The following is a 16,840-nucleotide window of genomic DNA, read 5'->3' on the forward strand; positions in this document are numbered from 1 at the left end:
TGTTACTAAAATCCAGGTCTTTATAAAATTAAACGAGCTCTTTTTATTGTTAATCACATTCTGGGACGGTATATGTCCAAGTTTCTGAGTTGGTTCCAGGAATAACAAAACCGCTTCCCCTTGCATTCTCGAACCATAGTTTTCCACGTAGTTTCTCGACAGGAGCAACTTCATTCATGGTAAGGCTATCATAAAGGCGGCCGTTGATCATTACATATTTTATCTTTTCAGAATTTCTGATGTCGCTCAACGGGTTTGCGTCCATAACAACCAAGTCTGCAAGCTTGCCTGTTTCTAATGAGCCAATCTCTTTATCCATCCCCAAATAACTTGCACCATTTATAGTAGCAGACCTTATGGCTTCCAACGAACTCATTCCTCCTTGTACCAACATCCAAAGCTCCCAATGTGCGCCAAGTCCTTGCAGCTGACCATGGGCACCCAAATTTATTTTTGTTCCGCCATCGGCAATTTTCTTTACCGCCTTAGACACGTCTATGTGGTGATAATCTCCATACTCTGAGGTGGTTCTGCGTCTAGATCGAGCATCTACAATAGATCGGGGCGTAAAAGAAAGTAATCTTTCGTTTTCCCACACATTGGTTCTATCGTACCAATAATTTTCGCCCCATTGCCCGCCATACGCTACAATTAATGTTGGCGTGTAGGCAACCTTGGTATTGTTCCAAAAACTTACCACATCTTTGTAAATGGGTGTTACTGGTATAGCGTGCTCAATACCTGTATGTCCATCTGCAATCATATTCATGTTGGTGAAAAACGTAGATCCTCCCTCTGGCACTACTTCCATTTTTAACTGCCGTGCAGCTTCTAAAATTTGTTGCCGCTGTTCTCGTCGTGGTTGGTTGTAAGATTTTACCGAAAATGCGCCAACTGCTTTAAGCCTTTTGAGATTTGCCAAAGCATCATCTAAACTATTAATCACAACTTTAAAATCGCCATCGGCACCATATAAAATAGAACCCGTGGAATACACTCTAGGCCCTAATAAACGACCCGCTTTAAGCATTTCGCTCTGACTGAAAACCATTTCTGTGTTGCTAGATGGATCGTGCGAAGTGGTGACCCCAAAAGCAAGATTGGCCAAGTAGCTCCAATCAGTTTGTGGGGTTATGCCATCTGGACTGGTTTTTAAATGTGCATGTACATCAACTATGCCAGGCATAATGGTTTTTCCGCTTACATCAATAACCTTGGCATCTTCTGGAATGGTTACTGCATCCGCCTTTCCAATAGCTACAATTTTATTGGCATCGACAAGGATTGTTCCATTTTCTATCACTTCATCACCTTTCATTGTGATGATTCGAGCGCCTTTCAATGCTATTTTTCCTACTGGCACGTCGGCGGGTACCGTTAGGCTTATTTCTGTAGAAATCGCCTCTGATTTTTGGCCGCCTCCATCAAAATTGAAAGCACTTTTTGCATCTATGGTAAAATACCTGGATCCTAACGTCCAATGTAAGTTTTTGCTGTCTGAACTCCAGTGGATATAAGTTCCTCCATCAGTGGTTACCTTTGCCACTGGGATAGACTTATTGTCTGCCGAAGCATCTTGTGCAGTTCCAGTAATTACCATCGGGGTGATGTACACGTTAAACAGTTCATTAAAAGCAAGCCATTTATTGTCGGGACTAATCACAAACTGATTGGCATATTTTGAGGTGAACAATGTGCGCTCATTTGCGCCAGAAAGATCTATGCTTTTTAATGCCTTTTTGCCATCTTGATAACTTTGGAAAAATATCCGGCTATCGTCTTGGTTAAATTGAGGCCTAATGCCATTCTCGGTAATTAATGTTTTAGTACCGCCGTTTGCAGAAACCATGTAAATTCCTGTTCCCCTGCCAAAATTATATCCCAATACCTCGTTGCCACTTCCTTTCCTAAACACTACTTTATCGCCCTTGTTAGAAAATTTAGGGGAGTAGTAAAATCCTTTTTCGTCGCTTAGGGCAGTTACAGTACCAGTCTTTAACTCTATTTTCTTAACAGCTCCTCGTAACTCATCATTCCAAGTGGTAAAAACCACAAAATTTCCATCGGCACTAAAACTAGGTTCAAATTCCCAGTCTAAACCAGTTGTTAACCTTTCTGGCTTACCATCGGGCATCACTTGTTTATAGAGGTAGCCCATGGCATTAAATACTATCAATTTACCATCTGGCGAGGTAGTAAGCTGACGAAGCATTTTTGCCTGCACATCTTTGCTAAATACTTTTTGATCAAAATGTAACGACTGTTGCACGGTCTGGTTGCTGGTAACTTGAAAAGGAATTTCTTCGTTTTGCAAGGTGTTTACGTCTGCTTTTCTAATTTTTCCTTTTGCATAGAATACAATAGACTTGCTATCTGGCATCCAAGCAAAATTTGGGTATACACCAAAAATGGCCCAAGTTTCTTGTTGGTCGTGAGATAGTTCGTCGTAAACAGGCCATTCCTCGCCGGTTTTTACATTCTGCACAAATAGCACAGATTTTAGCCTTACGCGCTTTACAAAAGCAATTAAAGTTCCGTCTGGCGATACTTGCGGCCTTGCAGAACCACCTTGCTCATCTATAAAGTTTTTAAGTTCGCCGGTTTTCAAATCCAATTGGCGAATGGCATAAATGGTTTTATTGGGGTCTTTATTATATTCAAAACTTGGCCCCTGCGAAACATCCTTACTAAAATAAAGGTATTTCCCATCTGGCGATACGTTAGGTTCGCCCGCGTCTTGCTGGTCGTTTTTTCTTTTTGTTAACTGAATACCGTCGCCACCATTTAGGCTATACATCCACATCTCGCCGGCGCCCAAACTTCTGGTGCCGGTATAATGTTTACGCGCCACCAAGTACTCGCTGTTGGGCATCCAAGTGGCATTGTTTAGCAACCTAAAAGTTTCTTTGGTAATTTGTTTTTTTCCAGAACCATCTCGGTTCATAATCCAAATGTTGTCACCTCCTGCCTTATCGCTTGTGTAAGAAATAAACTTGCCATCGGGGCTAAAACGAGGTTGAACATCCCAAGCGATACCGCTGCTGATTGCTTTAGCAGGGCCGCCAGTAATTGGCATCACATAAATATCGCCGAGCAAATCAAATGCAATTTCCTTGCCATCAGGGCTTACATCCAAATCCATCCAAGTACCTTCATCCGTAGAAATACTGAAATTTTTGGTTGGGCCCATGTATTTTTCTACATCCCATTTTTTATCTTGTGCATTAACACACAATGAAAAGGAGACCAGAAACAAAAGAAAGTAGATTTTTTTCATTCTCGGATTTTAAAAATTAACGCGCAATTTAACAATATCAAAGCGTTTTTTTATAGTTTTGGTATCGTTGATTTATGACAACAGTAGATATTTTACAAAAGTATTGGGGGCACTCATCATTTAGGCCGCTGCAAGAGGAGATTATTTCTGCTGTAATGGCCGGAGATGATGCCCTTGCGCTGCTGCCTACAGGTGGCGGAAAATCAATTTGTTTCCAAGTTCCTGCAATGGCCATGAAGGGCATTTGTATTGTCGTTTCGCCGCTTATTGCCCTAATGAAGGATCAGGTAGAAAACTTAACTTCAAAAGGCATTAATGCCATCGCGATCTACGCAGGCATGGGCAAAAGAGAAATAGATATTTTGTTGGATAACTGTATTTACGGAGATATAAAATTTCTCTACCTCTCGCCAGAGCGGCTACTTTCTGAGCTGGTTCAAACGCGGATTTCTTATATGACGGTAAACCTGTTCGCCATAGACGAAGCACATTGCATCTCTCAATGGGGCTATGATTTTCGGCCACCCTATTTGATGCTGTCAAAATTGAGAGAAATCCATCCCGAAGTGCCCATTTTAGCCTTAACCGCAACCGCAACCAATAGGGTTCGCACGGATATTTGTGAAAAGTTAACGCTGAAAAATCCAAAGATTTTTGTAAAAAGTTTCGCTAGAGAGAATTTAAGCTATTCTGTGTTCGATCAGGAAGACAAGTATCAAAAGCTATTAGAGGTTTGCAAAAATGTGGCAGGTACTGGTTTGGTTTATGTGCGTAATAGGAGGGAAACAGCAGAAGTAGCTAATTTTTTAAATCGAAACCATATCAAGGCCGATTTTTACAATGCCGGTTTAGAACGAGATTTGAGGTTTAAGAAACAAGAAGATTGGAAAAGCAACAGGTGCAGAATTATGGTGGCAACCAATGCTTTTGGCATGGGCATAGACAAGGCAAATGTTAGGTTTGTGGTGCATTTAGATTTGCCCGAGAGTTTAGAAGCCTACTATCAAGAAGCAGGTAGAGCAGGCCGAGATGAACGAAAAGCTTATGCGGTTTTGTTGGCAAATCGTAGCGATATTTTAAATCTGAACGCCCGTTATCTAAACAATTTTCCGTCGGCTGATGAAGTGCGACAAACTTACCAGTATTTGGGAAATTATTTTCAATTGGCCGTTGGCGCTGGCGAAATGCTCAGTTTGTTATTCGATCTAGCAGATTTCTGTAAAAAGTTTAACCTCAGTGTTTTAAAAACAATTACTGCTTTAAAATTTTTAGAACACGATGGCTACATTACACTGTCTGAAAGTGTTTTTTTACCATCGAGGGTGATGTTTACCATTGCACACGAGGAAGTTTATCGTTTTCAAATTGAAAATAGGGGCTATGATACGTTGATAAAAACCATTTTAAGGTCTTATGGCGGTTCTTTTGATGGTTACATAAAGATTAAAGAAAGTGATTTGGCGCAACGTACAAAACTTTCTTTTAACGATGTGGTAAATATGTTAACCAACCTGCAGCAACAAGAAGTGCTGTCTTACCTGCCGCAAACAGATCAGCCGCAGTTACAATTTCTAATACCTAGGCGAGATGTGCAACATTTTGATCTCGATGTAAAATACCTCGGGCTGAGAAAAGAAATCATACATAAGCAAATTGAGGCAGTGGTTAATTACGCTAGCACCAACATTTGTAGAAACATGCAATTGCTTAGCTATTTTGATGATCAATCTGCAAAGAAATGCGGCGTTTGCGATGTTTGCCTTGCAGAAAAACGTGCAGCATTTGAGGCGGAAACAAGCGACACTATAATTTTTGAATTGATGCAGCTTTTACAAACCAACAGCCTAACCTTACCAGATCTTTTATTGAGCATTAAAGTAGGGACCGAAAAAGACAAACTTAAAATTTTACGTGAACTTATGGATGCTGGCAAAATTAAAAGCGACGGTAAAAAATATTACATTTAACGACTGAAATAAGTTTGCGACCAAGCTTCTTCGCCAATAATTTATAGTACCAAACTAAGCAGACCAACCAAAGCATTACATGATAGAAAAAAACAATAAGAAAACAATCCGCTCTTGGGCCTTTTTCGATTGGGCAAACTCTGCCTACAATTTGGTTATTACTTCTACCATTTTCCCCGCCTACTATACCATTATTACCACTACTAAAGAATTTGGCGATAAGGTTTCTTTTTTCGGTCATACTTTTACAAATACAGCGCTAAGTAATTATGCACTCAGTTTTGCATACTTGGTAATGGTAATAGCGCTGCCCGTGTTAAGTTCAATTGCAGATAATCGTGGGAACAAAAAATTCTTTATGAAATTTTTTACCTATATGGGCGGTATTGCATGTGCCGGATTGTTTTTCTTTAAACTAGAGACGCTAGAAACTGGAATTATTTGTTTTATGCTTGCAGCAATGGGTTACATTGGCGGCGTGCTTTTTAACAATTCTTATTTACCACAAATAGCTACAGAAGATCAACAAGATAGGGTTAGCGCGCAAGGGTTTTCGTACGGTTATGTTGGGTCTGTGCTTTTACAGCTCATTTGCTTTTTATTTGTGCTTAAGCCAGAGTGGTTTGGCATTTCCGATGCCTCTTTACCTGCACGCATATCGTTTTTGCTGGTGGGAATCTGGTGGATTGGTTTTGCTCAAATTCCATTCGCCAACCTTCCCTCAGAGAAAAAAACGTACGTAAGCGATAAAAATATCATCGAGGAAGGGTTTAGGGAATTGAAAAAAGTTTGGCTTAAATTGAAGCAGATGCCGAGGTTGAAATATTTTTTAACCTCGTTTTTTTTCTATTCTATGGGCGTGCAAACCATTATGTTGGCCGCGGCTGGTTTTGCAGAAAAAACGCTAAAATTAGGTACCGCAAAACTGATTGCCATTATTTTAATTATTCAGTTGGTTGCCATTCCAGGTTCTATGTTAATGTCTCGCTTATCTACTAAAATGGGGAATGTTAAAGTGTTGATTTTTGTAGTAATTATTTGGATTGGGGTTTGTGTTGGAGGATATTACATCCAAAACGAATATCAATTCTATGCACTTGCTGCGGTTGTTGGATTGGTGATGGGCGGAATTCAATCGCTCTCTCGATCAACTTACTCAAAGTTTTTGCCAAGTGATAGCAACGATACCACTTCCTTTTTTAGTTTTTATGATGTGACCGAGAAATTAGCAATCGTTATCGGCTTATTCAGTTTTGCGTATATAGAAGAAGTAACCGGAAATATTCGCTATTCTATCTTTGCTTTGGCAGGATTTTTTATCATAGGTATGATTTTTTTATTCATCTTACATAAAATTGAAAAGAAAGCAATAGCGAATGCCTAATTTAGCGGCTTTAAGAATTTGTTGATGAATGTAACTTTATTTATTCCTTGTTTTGTAGATCAATTGTATCCAGATACCGCATTTAACACTATAAAGTTGTTGGAGAAAGCTGGCTGCAGTGTTCAATACAATCCAAAACAAACTTGTTGTGGGCAACCGGCCTATAATGCAGGTTTTTGGGAAGATGCAAAAGAAGTTGGTGCAAAATTTTTAAATGATTTTAAAGAATCAGGGTATGTCGTTGCTCCATCTTCATCATGCGTTGGCATGGTAAAAAGTGGTTTTAACGATTTGTTTACCAACACGATGGACCATAATACCTGTAGAACTTTACAGGGAAATATTTTCGAACTTTCTGAATTTCTCATCCACATTGCTAAGCGAGATTATTTTGGCGCAGAACTGGAGGGAAAGGCCGTTTACCACGATGCCTGTAGCGCTTTAAGAGAATGTAAAATTAAAGACGAACCCCGCCAACTGCTGTCTAAAGTGCACGGACTTGAAATGTTAGAAATGGCAGATACCGATACTTGCTGTGGTTTCGGCGGTACTTTTGCTGTAAAATTCGATGCCATATCATCGGCTATGGCCGAGCAAAAAATAAATAATGCACTGGATCAAAAAGCAGATTACATCATTTCTGCAGATATATCTTGCTTAATGCATTTGCAAAGTTATATCGATAAAAATCATATTCAGATAAAAACCATGCACATTGCAGATGTACTTACAAATGGCTGGTTAGAAAGTACAGAATATTAGTTCCATCTGTTTTTCTTGAACTTTGTAATCGATAACCTAAAGCTTGCGAATAAAAAGAAAATTTGCTAGTTGGTAAAAACAAATTAAACCAATACCCCATTTTGTTATCTAAGAGGAAATATTAATAAAATGAAAAAAATCATTTTGGCATTTTTTGCCATCGCTTTGCTTAATGTAGATGCAAATGCCCAAAAGAAAAAAACTTCTGGAGCTATAGAATTTGAAACAACTATTGATCCTTCTGCGGTGATGACTGGCAACGGTATCCAGCTATCGCCAGAGATGATGGCAAGAATCCCATCTAAAAGTACGTCTCCATTCGAGTTGCTTTTTACCCCGACACAGGCAAGTTATATGGGCGTGCAAGAAACCGAAGACAGTAATGGGGGAGGCGGTGGCGGCGGTTTTGCCCGAATGATGAGCAGATTTGGTGGTGGCGCAGGTAGCAGAGAATATTATTATACTTTCCCTGATAAAAAACTAACCGAAGTTTTCGATTTAAGTGATACCACCTACTACATGCAAAGCAAGTTAAATTTATCGCCCATGCTTTTTGGAGGAAGAACGAGCGGTAGAAACCAAAAAGATACTGGAGCGGTCAAAACTCCTGTCGCACCAAAAATAGAGGTGATTAAAACCGATTCTACTAAAGAAATTATTGGTTTTAAGTGTAAGCAAGTGCTTGTGAAATTTACCAGAAAAATGGATATTTTGGGGAGAGAGCGAGAAATAGTAGAAGAAACCCAGATTTGGTACACAGATGATTTAGGCTTCGATTTTTCTCCAAACCCTTCTATGTGGACACAAGGCGCTGTACTTGCCATTATAGGTAAAGGCTCCACTACTATTGCGAAGAGTATAGATTACAGACATGTTGCATCTTCTGATGTTACCGCACCCAAAAGAGCTACCTTAATTACCCAGCAAGATTACGAAACTAAGCAGAAGGCAGTAATGGCGGGCTATAGAAACAGATTTGGTGGCGGGCAGGGCAGAAGGGGGAATTAACGGCTATTGGCTCGTATAGGTTTTGGTAGTTTAGTTGTACCCAGGTGTGTTCGTTACAACCAGTATGCTAGAAATCACCCTGAACTCATTTCAAGGTCTTTTCTTTTAATCGTAATTATACTATTCTATGGTATAACCTTATACAAATCAAGATAAACGTTTATGTTGATTTTTAATTTCAGTCAAAACATTCACTCAGTAAGTGAATGTTTATTAAATTTGAATTATGGAAACGGTTCTGCTCCACATTAATTTATTCAAATAATTATAACTTACCAAAATGGACAAGGACATTATAGAGGTAATCGCTGAGATGCTGATTAAGCAGGATGAAACTACGGCGGGAATAAAAGAAACCAACGAGAGGATCAAAGGAACTGCCGAAAAGATTAATGAAACCAACGAAATATTACGTGAGTTTATGGCTGTTTCCGTTAAGCGATGGGACCAACAACAAAGATTCAACGAGAAATTCTTTGAGAAATTAGGAAATATCGAAAAATGGATGGAAAAGATGTCATTGCTTGAAGACCGTGTAAAGCATCTCGAAAGCTTAGAAGATAGGTTGCTTAGAATCGAAAAATTATTAAAAGCCTCTTAAACCTCAAAAAACTTCAAGATGGTTTCCCTTTATTAAGGGATATACATTCATCTTAACCCGCTAGACATCATTAATGATTAAATATGTAATTGGACTAGTCTTTTTTTTTCATCAATAAAGTCGGTGCATGCTCAATACATATCAAAGCAAATAAGACATCAGTACACTTAATCTTATTGTTGAGCTTTCTCTTTTGATGAATAGCCGTTTTAAAATTTTAGGACTTTTTAAAGTACCAACAAACCGTTTTTTCTTAAGATATTAATCGGCTTTGAAAACCAGAAAAGCTCAAAATTTTCAAGCTGTTCTTCGAAATTTTGTTTTAATTCTCCGAAAGTATATATTTTCTCATTTCCTACGGATACGCGATTTAGCATTTGCGCCAACCAAATCCCTTGGTTGCGATTCGTTTGGATGCTGATGGTTTCTTTTTTGGTGTGAAAAGTAAGCGAGGACATTTCCCAGGTTTTTCCCTTCTTCGATTTTTGAGAAAATGTTAGAGCGGCCTTCGCCGAAATCCAAACAACCTTTGCACTTGCCTTGATGTTAAAGAGGTGCTCATCTACCAAGGCATCTTCTATAAAGTTTGATTGGATTTTTGTTTTCGGAATTTTAAAGTCGAACCATTCTTGCAACTCGAAATCGAAACAAATTCCATGCATATAGTTAAACAAGGATTTTTTTAAACCATGACTAAACTTATTATGGTCGATACCCGTTTTATCTACATAATTTATGTCGTTATTGGCGAAAGTTCCAACAGTTTCTGTCTCTTTAACCACCCCAAATTTTTCTGGATACATGCCAACTGGGCTATGCGCGGTCATGGCAAATTGGTGCCAAAACCCGGATTGCAATACACCGGTTTCAAACATTTGCCGCACCATTTCTAAGCTATCTACCGTTTCTTGAATGGTTTGGCTTGGATAACCGTACATTAAATAAGCATGTACCATGATGCCAGCTTCGGTAAAATTTCTAGTTACTTGGGCTACTTGTGCTACAGTTACTCCCTTATCTATCAACTTAAGCAGTCTATCTGAGGCCACTTCTAAACCGCCAGAAACGGCAATGCAACCTGCCGATTTTAGCAGAAAACAAAGGTCTGCAGTAAAGCTTTTCTCAAACCTGATGTTAGCCCACCAGGTTACAGAAGTTTTTCTTCTTAATATTTCTAGTGCTACTTCTCGCATCAATGCTGGCGGCGCAGCTTCATCTACAAAATGGAAGCCATTTTGCCCAGTATTTGTAGCCAGCTCTTCCATTCTATCCACAATCATGCTTGCCGCTACTGGCTGGTAATTTTTGATGTAGTCGAGCGAGATGTCGCAAAAAGTACATTTTCCCCAGTAACAGCCATGCGCCATGGTCAACTTATTCCATCGCCCATCACTCCACATCCGGTGCATGGGGTTTACCATTTCTATTACAGAGATATAATCATCTAGCAGCAAATCGCTATAATCTGGCGTACCGACCTCAGCATGTTTGTAATCAGCCTGAAAGGCATCATTTCGATAGACTACTTCGCCATTTTCTAACAAAAATGTTCTTTTAAAAAGTTGTGCTTCTTTGGGTATGTCGCTGCAAATATTTTTATGCAAAAGTTCTATGGGTACCTCCCCATCATCCAAAGTAATGTAATCGAAAAACTCAAACACACGCGTATCGCTCAACGAGCGTAACTCTGTATTTGGAAATCCGCCACCCATGGAAATTTTAATAGTCGGATAATTTTTCTTTACAAATTTGGCAATGCGAAAAGCGCTGTACAGATTTCCAGGAAAGGGAACAGAGATAAGTAGCAATTTTGGTGTTGTATTCTCGATTTTTTCTGCCATCAAATCGAGCGAAATGGCATCGATGTAGCTGGGTTTTTTAGCTAGCGTTTCATAAAGTTCATCAAAAGAATTGGCGCTGCGGCCTAGTCGTTCTGCATACCTGCTAAAACCAAAATTTTCGTCTACACAAGCCACCATAAAATCAGATAGGTCTTCTAAATAAAGCGTTGCTAAGTGTTTGGCTTTATCTTGAACACCCATGCTGCCAAAAGCCCAATCTAATTCTTCTAACTGATCAAATCGCGAAGCTTCGGGCAAGTAATCGCCACTGCTGATCTGCATAGCCAATGTTGGATTTTTACCTTGTAAAAAAGCTATCACCCCATCTATTGTTCTTAAATACTCTTCTTTGAGTGAAAAAATTCGAGAGATGTTAGGCAATTCAGGTGTAACTTTTTCCGCAGCTTCAACGAAGATGTCGCGTAATCCATTTTTGGAGAAAAGTTTTGTAATAACCTCTATTCCCAAATCTGCCTGGTAGCACGATATTTTTTTGGTATTTAAAAAACCTTTGATGTATGCCGAAGCCGGATACGGAGTATTTAGTTGGGTAAACGGTGGCGTGATTACAAAAATGTCTGATTTCAAAGGCTAAGGTTGAATAAGCAAAAGTAAATATTTTAAAGGATTTAAGTGGAAAGCGCAGTCGTTTCTGATAAAATGTATAACAACCAAGGTAGAAAAGCCATTCTAACTTGTCTTTTATAAGATTGGCTAAGCATTAATTGTAATTAATTGCCAAAACAACCGTTAAATAATCCTGCACCCCCTTTATTGCCTATGCGTTTAAAATATTTGGTAGTTTTCTTGTTTTTAACAAATGTTGCCACTGCACAAAAATCATTTCATTTCCCCAAAATCCCATCGGCGATAAGCGCTGTTGAACAGGCAGTACCAGCAGGATGGCATCTTTTCTCTAAAACCTATGGCGATTTAAACAACGACGGAACAGATGATTTGACCGTTATTTTAGAGGCCAACCAAGAAATAAATGAAACACGGGTTTATGGCGACAACCATACCGCAATCATTCGAGAAAAACAGAAACCCAGAATTTTGGCCATGTTCTTTCGGGATAAGAATTCAAATCAATATCAACTATCTGTCCAGAATAATAATTTTATTCTAAGGGCAAAAGAAGGCGGCGTGGTGGGCGAACCTTTTGAGCAAATGGCCATAAAAGACGAACAGCTTTATCTGCGCTTTAAAGGCGGAAGTGTTTGGCGTTGGGAAATGGGTTATACGTTTAAGTTTTTAAACAACAGTTGGACGCTTACAAATGCCATTAGTTCCTATTACAACAACAATACCGGTGCTTTTACCGAACGAATTTTTGATTTTATTAACCGCCAATTGTTTACCAATTTGGGTAATCTCTATCAACGTGATTTGGCAAACCGAAAAACCAGCGAGATCCTCTTGTTTGGTAAAATGCGAACATTCGATACCTTTAAGAAACCTTGGGCTTGGGAAATTATGCCCGATGTTTATTTGTAGTCGTTTGTGCGCCAATTATTTTTGATGCGACCAGCTCAACAAAGCCTTATTTTTTAGATTTATGTATTTTCCTGTAAGTCAGCTTTTTAGGTGTGCGATACCTGTTTTGTACAAGTCCAACGCTTTTTGTAAAATGCGCTCAATTTTCTTTATGGGCAAATCTTTGTTTGGGTTAACTCTAAAAATCTTCATTCTGGAACGGTCGCCTTCTTCCAATTCGGGATGGTTAATATTTTTTCCTTCTACCATAAGAATGTAAGGTTCGTCCGTCTTTTTATCAGTCCATAAATAGCAAAACATTTTTTTCTTATAGCAGAATCAAGGCATTCCCCACTTCTGCGTTTCAGTAATGTTTGTATCCTGATTAAGAATAATGCCGCGTAAGGCGAGCAAACAACTTTTGTTTGGCTCGTTTTTGTCTAGATAAAAGTTTTGAAGTTCCTGTGCCATTTCGTGCAATTGTTGTTAACGATTTTAATTGCAAACATAGTATTGGTTTAGTTTATTGCAATTAGAATCTCCACTTCCGCATCATTTGAGTTTTGTGCCTTTTCGCCATAAATTTCAAAATCGGTAGAGAATAGTCTCGGTAATTCGGTGTTCCAAATTTCTATCCATTTATTATAGACGATATTTTGTTGCAAATTTCCTTTTGCTATAAAGCTTGAATAAGATGCTTCGGGAATATTTTTGCTTATTAGCCCATCTGGAAGAGTATCTAGCGTAGAAACTTTACATCCTAAAATTACGGTATAGGGCATGGTATGGTCTTTTTCATAATCAGTGTACATACAATAAATAGCATCACTTACTTTGTTAGGGATTTTTTTAAGCACTTGCTCTGACATGAATTTAGACCATAACGCAGGAATATCTTTTGCAGCCTGATTATCTTCATTTGTGGTTCTTATCGAAATACCGATTACTTGAAAGGACTCGATTTTTACTTTTTTCATTTGTTATTGATTTTTGTTAAGTCACAAAATTAAAACGGTGTTTTGACAACCCTATGTCAAGGGTTGCGACGAATATTTCTCTTTGCAAATTTCGAAATATTCCTGCAAAGTCATTTTGTGAGGTTCAAACGACTCGTTTAGTGTCATAAGGTTTTGGATTCTATCAAGGCGAAATGCCCTAAAATCCTTCCGTAGTAGGCAAAAAGCAATAAGTAACCAGTTGTCTTGCGTGCTGTAAATGGCAAAAGGTTCAATTGTTCTTTCAGTAGTTTGGTCATTATCGGGTGAATGATATTTTATTTTGACAAGCTTAAAATTTGTTAAGGCTAATTGCAATGTTGATAGATAATTGCTTGTTCGGTCATTGTCTGCATTTTGTCTAAATACAATTCGGTCGGAAAGCAAGTTTGCTTTGTTTTTGGTGTTATATTTAAGTACAGATTTTATTTTGCTGATGGCTTCTGAATACTCCCTTACGAATGAGGCATCTTTGTTTTTTAGTATCAGTTGTTCGGCTGTTATAAGTGCGTTGGCTTCACTTTCGGTAAACATTACAGGAGGAATCCTGTAACCTTCCATTAGGGTGTAGCCTTTCCCTTCTTCTGTAAGGATCGGAACACCTGCTTGCTCCAATGCTTTTATGTCCCGGTAAATAGTCCGAACGCTTACAGAAAATTTGTTGGCCAATTCCGAAGCTGTTAAAAGTCGTTTTGTTTGCAATTGGGTCAGAATTGCAGTCAGTCTCGAAAGCCGTTTTGTATCGTTCTCATTCATTTGTTATTTTTGTCTGATGGCTATTTGCAGGATTTTCGGTAGTAATATGCGTAACGCTTTGGTGGGTTTTCCGATTTTTAATTTTACTTATTTTAATAAGCCACAGCACTAACTTAATTGATAGTTACGACTCTCGCACAGTTTTTAATATCTCAGATTAGGAATACCACATTATCAGAACTTCGGGATCCGCAAGGGCAACATTCCGAAGAGCAAAACGTCATCGTTTTACCCAGTTTTCTATTTCGATACTAGAAATCCGCTCAAATTCCCTAACGTTTTCTGTAATCATTATCAAGTTATTTGCAATTGCCGTTGAACCAATCAAAAGGTCAAAATCACTAATCATTAACCCTTTTCTTCTTAAACAAACTTTTTCTTTTGCGTAAATGAAGATTGAGCTGAAAATCGGCAGAATTTTTACTTGTTCAGAAAAAGCATCAATAATTTTATAATTCTTTTTAGGATTTGGACTGTTTTCTGCCCCAAAAATCAATTCAGCTAAAGTGATTTCTGAAATTGCACAATCATCTAAATTTATTTCCCTAAATTTTTCTATCAGATTAAATTTACCACGAAAAAGATGAATGCAGATATTTGTATCCAGTAAGTACTTCATTATAAGTTTTCGGTATTTTGCTTTTCAACCCTCGAAGACTTAATTTCGCTTATTATCCCGTCAGATGTTCTATCATCTTCCCAAACTCCAAAAATCGATTTGATATCAAATGCCTTTTTTGGTTCAGTTTCTATAGAGTTGGTTAATTTTACTATCAAATCCTTTTTGGCATTATTATCCAAGTATTTCAAATAACCGAAATATTTGTCCAATATTTTATTTGATATAGCTAAACTTCCCATTTTTTGTTTTTTTATGCAAGTTACTTATTTTACCGTAATGTTTTACCAACAGCATTAGCCGCAGTTGCGATGTGGCGAAAATTCCTCTAAATGTTTCAAGGCATAAAAAAAGCTTCTAAAATATTGGAGTTGCTTTCAATAAGCAAAACGGCTTTCGATATTTCCCGTAGGTAAATCTGGTCGTTTTGTTTGGAATTGATTTTTAATATATCAGATTAGGAATACCACATTATCAGAACTTCGGGATGCGCAAGGGCAAAATTCCGACAAGCGGCCTTGTTCTAACAAGGTCTTAATTGTTGACTCTGTGAATCCATCGAAGGCTTAGTTGTTACAAGCGAGCTTTTTTCCTTTGGTTGCTCAGCAATTGTTCGGTATATAAATTTGTCGGCAACGCTCGGGCTTTTTGTAGATGTCGAAACATTATCAAAAACACCTGTCTCAATGATTGCTTTCGCTAATATTTCTATCACAGGAACAGAAACGCTGTTACCAACTAACTTCATCCATCTTGCTCGGTTTTCTGGCAAAATATAATCTTTCGGAAAACCTTGAATTAAACAGGCTTCTTCTTTGGTAACTCTTCGGTAGTTTTCTTTTTTATATACTTTGTTAATAAAAGAATTTCTATGCTCTTCTTCGTTTTTCGCATTAATAACTCTTGTCGTTACATAGTCGTTTGTATCGCTTGCAACAAGCGTAGGAAAGATATTTGAAGTTGGAAGGAAAATTCGGTTTACGCCGTAAAGCCCTGTGCTGATTTTAGTATTCTTAAAATCATATCTTGTTTCAGTTGGAATAAGGATTTCCTTTTCAATCAATAATGGTAATATTTTAGAAAGAGAAATCTTCTTCAATTTAAGTTCCCTGTTGATTTTTAAAACATCAACCACTAATAAATCATTTTCACAATTGTTGATGATAATATTTTCATCTTCAGATAAACAAATTGCTTTGGCTCGGTTGATGTTGAATGAATAACTAACTTTTTTCAAAATTTTCATTTCAACCAATTCATCCAATTCACCTTCATCAATTGAATTGTCTATATCTTGAAAGTGTTTTAATGATAAAGGATTTCCGTCCAAATTTCCATAGTTACTTTTTCGCCTGTTTTTAAGTAACAAATAACAAATTCTTTTTTGTCTTTCTGTTGTATCTAAAATATCCCAAGAATGAATTGTTGAGTGTCCGTTTCGCAAATCATTAAATAAAAAATAATCGTTTAATCCATTACTGGTTGATAAACTCATACTTCTTTGTGTAATGATTTCTCCAAATAAATCTCTTGGTTGTTCATTTTCTTTTTCAATGATTTTTTCATTGAAGTCAGATAAAATGTCTGCTAATTTAATTTTTTTGTCGATTGGTTTCGGCAATCTAAATTTATCAGCAAATTTTTTATCTCGAAAACCAATAATGTAAATCCTAATTCTGTTTTGTGGTACACCATAATCAAAAGAATTTAAAACATAATAATTTGCAAAATATCCTGCTTCGGATATTCTTTCTAAAATATAGTCTAACGCTTTCTTGTTTCTTGGATCAACTAAACCTTTTACATTTTCAAAAATAAATGCGTCAGGCCGTGATTGATTTAGCAAAAATATAGTGTCATTCCACAACTGTCCACGATCATCATCAAAACCTAAATTGCGTCCAGCAATTGACCAACTTTGGCAAGGAACACCTGCTGTCAAAAAATTATGTTTTGGCAACTCTTTTATTTTAGTAATGTCTCCTAAATTTTTCTCAATTGGCTCGTTTGAATTTTTGCAATAGGTGTCAATTGCATCTTTGCTTATTTCGCTAAAATGCAAACACTCTCCGCCATTGTTTTCAAGTGCCATTCTGAAACCACCAATACCAGAAAACAAGTCTATGAAAGTGAATTTATTCGTTTCCATAGTTT

At 37.7% G+C, this 16,840-nt stretch carries 14 protein-coding genes; 6 read left to right on the plus strand and 8 right to left on the minus strand.

Features of this window, described 5'->3' with window-relative positions; genetic code table 11:
- Nucleotides 1-49: 49 nt before the first annotated feature.
- The gene (locus ABIB40_RS09885) at nucleotides 50-3,277 is read right to left on the minus strand and encodes an amidohydrolase family protein (protein ID WP_354358519.1); all 3,228 of its coding nucleotides are present in this window, start codon (nucleotides 3,275-3,277) and stop codon (nucleotides 50-52) included.
- Between the two features lie 74 nt (nucleotides 3,278-3,351).
- Between ABIB40_RS09885 and ABIB40_RS09890 the strand changes: the two genes are divergently transcribed.
- From ABIB40_RS09890 to ABIB40_RS09910, 5 genes are all read left to right on the plus strand, one after another.
- Complete coding sequence (locus ABIB40_RS09890) at nucleotides 3,352-5,244, plus strand: RecQ family ATP-dependent DNA helicase (RefSeq protein WP_354358521.1); 1,893 nt, start codon at nucleotides 3,352-3,354, stop codon at nucleotides 5,242-5,244.
- A 79-nt stretch (nucleotides 5,245-5,323) separates the two neighbouring features.
- Nucleotides 5,324-6,628 (plus strand): MFS transporter, encoded by a 1,305-nt coding sequence (locus ABIB40_RS09895; RefSeq protein ID WP_354358523.1) that lies wholly within the window; start codon nucleotides 5,324-5,326, stop codon nucleotides 6,626-6,628.
- Between the two features lie 24 nt (nucleotides 6,629-6,652).
- A complete protein-coding gene (locus ABIB40_RS09900) occupies nucleotides 6,653-7,390 on the plus strand; it encodes a (Fe-S)-binding protein (protein ID WP_354358525.1) in 738 nt (245 codons plus the stop codon).
- Between the two features lie 129 nt (nucleotides 7,391-7,519).
- On the plus strand, nucleotides 7,520-8,398 hold the full coding sequence (locus ABIB40_RS09905) for a hypothetical protein (RefSeq protein WP_354358527.1): 879 nt from the start codon (nucleotides 7,520-7,522) through the stop codon (nucleotides 8,396-8,398).
- Between the two features lie 280 nt (nucleotides 8,399-8,678).
- Complete coding sequence (locus ABIB40_RS09910) at nucleotides 8,679-8,999, plus strand: hypothetical protein (protein ID WP_354358529.1); 321 nt, start codon at nucleotides 8,679-8,681, stop codon at nucleotides 8,997-8,999.
- 227 nt (nucleotides 9,000-9,226) lie between these two features.
- Here the strand turns inward: ABIB40_RS09910 and ABIB40_RS09915 are convergent, their stop codons facing one another.
- A complete protein-coding gene (locus ABIB40_RS09915) occupies nucleotides 9,227-11,428 on the minus strand; it encodes a B12-binding domain-containing radical SAM protein (RefSeq protein ID WP_354358531.1) in 2,202 nt (733 codons plus the stop codon).
- Nucleotides 11,429-11,575: 147 nt separating this feature from the next.
- On the opposite strand from ABIB40_RS09915, the gene ABIB40_RS09920 reads away from it, so the two are divergent.
- On the plus strand, nucleotides 11,576-12,337 hold the full coding sequence (locus ABIB40_RS09920) for a hypothetical protein (RefSeq protein ID WP_354358533.1): 762 nt from the start codon (nucleotides 11,576-11,578) through the stop codon (nucleotides 12,335-12,337).
- Between the two features lie 78 nt (nucleotides 12,338-12,415).
- On the opposite strand, the gene ABIB40_RS09925 is transcribed toward ABIB40_RS09920, so the two are convergent.
- From ABIB40_RS09925 to ABIB40_RS09950, 6 genes are all read right to left on the minus strand, one after another.
- Entirely contained in the window at nucleotides 12,416-12,637 is a 222-nt protein-coding gene (locus ABIB40_RS09925; protein WP_354358535.1) for a hypothetical protein, read from the minus strand.
- A gap of 197 nt (nucleotides 12,638-12,834) precedes the next feature.
- On the minus strand, nucleotides 12,835-13,293 hold the full coding sequence (locus ABIB40_RS09930) for a GyrI-like domain-containing protein (protein WP_354358537.1): 459 nt from the start codon (nucleotides 13,291-13,293) through the stop codon (nucleotides 12,835-12,837).
- Between the two features lie 51 nt (nucleotides 13,294-13,344).
- Nucleotides 13,345-14,067 carry a helix-turn-helix transcriptional regulator gene (locus tag ABIB40_RS09935; RefSeq protein ID WP_354358539.1) on the minus strand — a complete coding sequence of 241 codons (723 nt, stop codon included), beginning with the start codon at nucleotides 14,065-14,067 and terminating at the stop codon, nucleotides 13,345-13,347.
- A 220-nt stretch (nucleotides 14,068-14,287) separates the two neighbouring features.
- Complete coding sequence (locus ABIB40_RS09940; RefSeq protein WP_354358541.1) at nucleotides 14,288-14,686, minus strand: type II toxin-antitoxin system VapC family toxin; 399 nt, start codon at nucleotides 14,684-14,686, stop codon at nucleotides 14,288-14,290.
- Nucleotides 14,686-14,928, minus strand: coding sequence for a hypothetical protein (locus ABIB40_RS09945; protein ID WP_354358543.1), 243 nt, complete (start codon nucleotides 14,926-14,928; stop codon nucleotides 14,686-14,688). Before ABIB40_RS09945 ends, ABIB40_RS09940 begins: the two co-directional genes overlap by 1 nt.
- A 281-nt stretch (nucleotides 14,929-15,209) precedes the next feature.
- A complete protein-coding gene (locus ABIB40_RS09950) occupies nucleotides 15,210-16,835 on the minus strand; it encodes a DNA cytosine methyltransferase (RefSeq protein ID WP_354358545.1) in 1,626 nt (541 codons plus the stop codon).
- Nucleotides 16,836-16,840: the final 5 nt, after the last annotated feature.

The organism is Pedobacter sp. UYP30 (assembly GCF_040547165.1).
Lineage (GTDB): Bacteria > Bacteroidota > Bacteroidia > Sphingobacteriales > Sphingobacteriaceae > Pedobacter.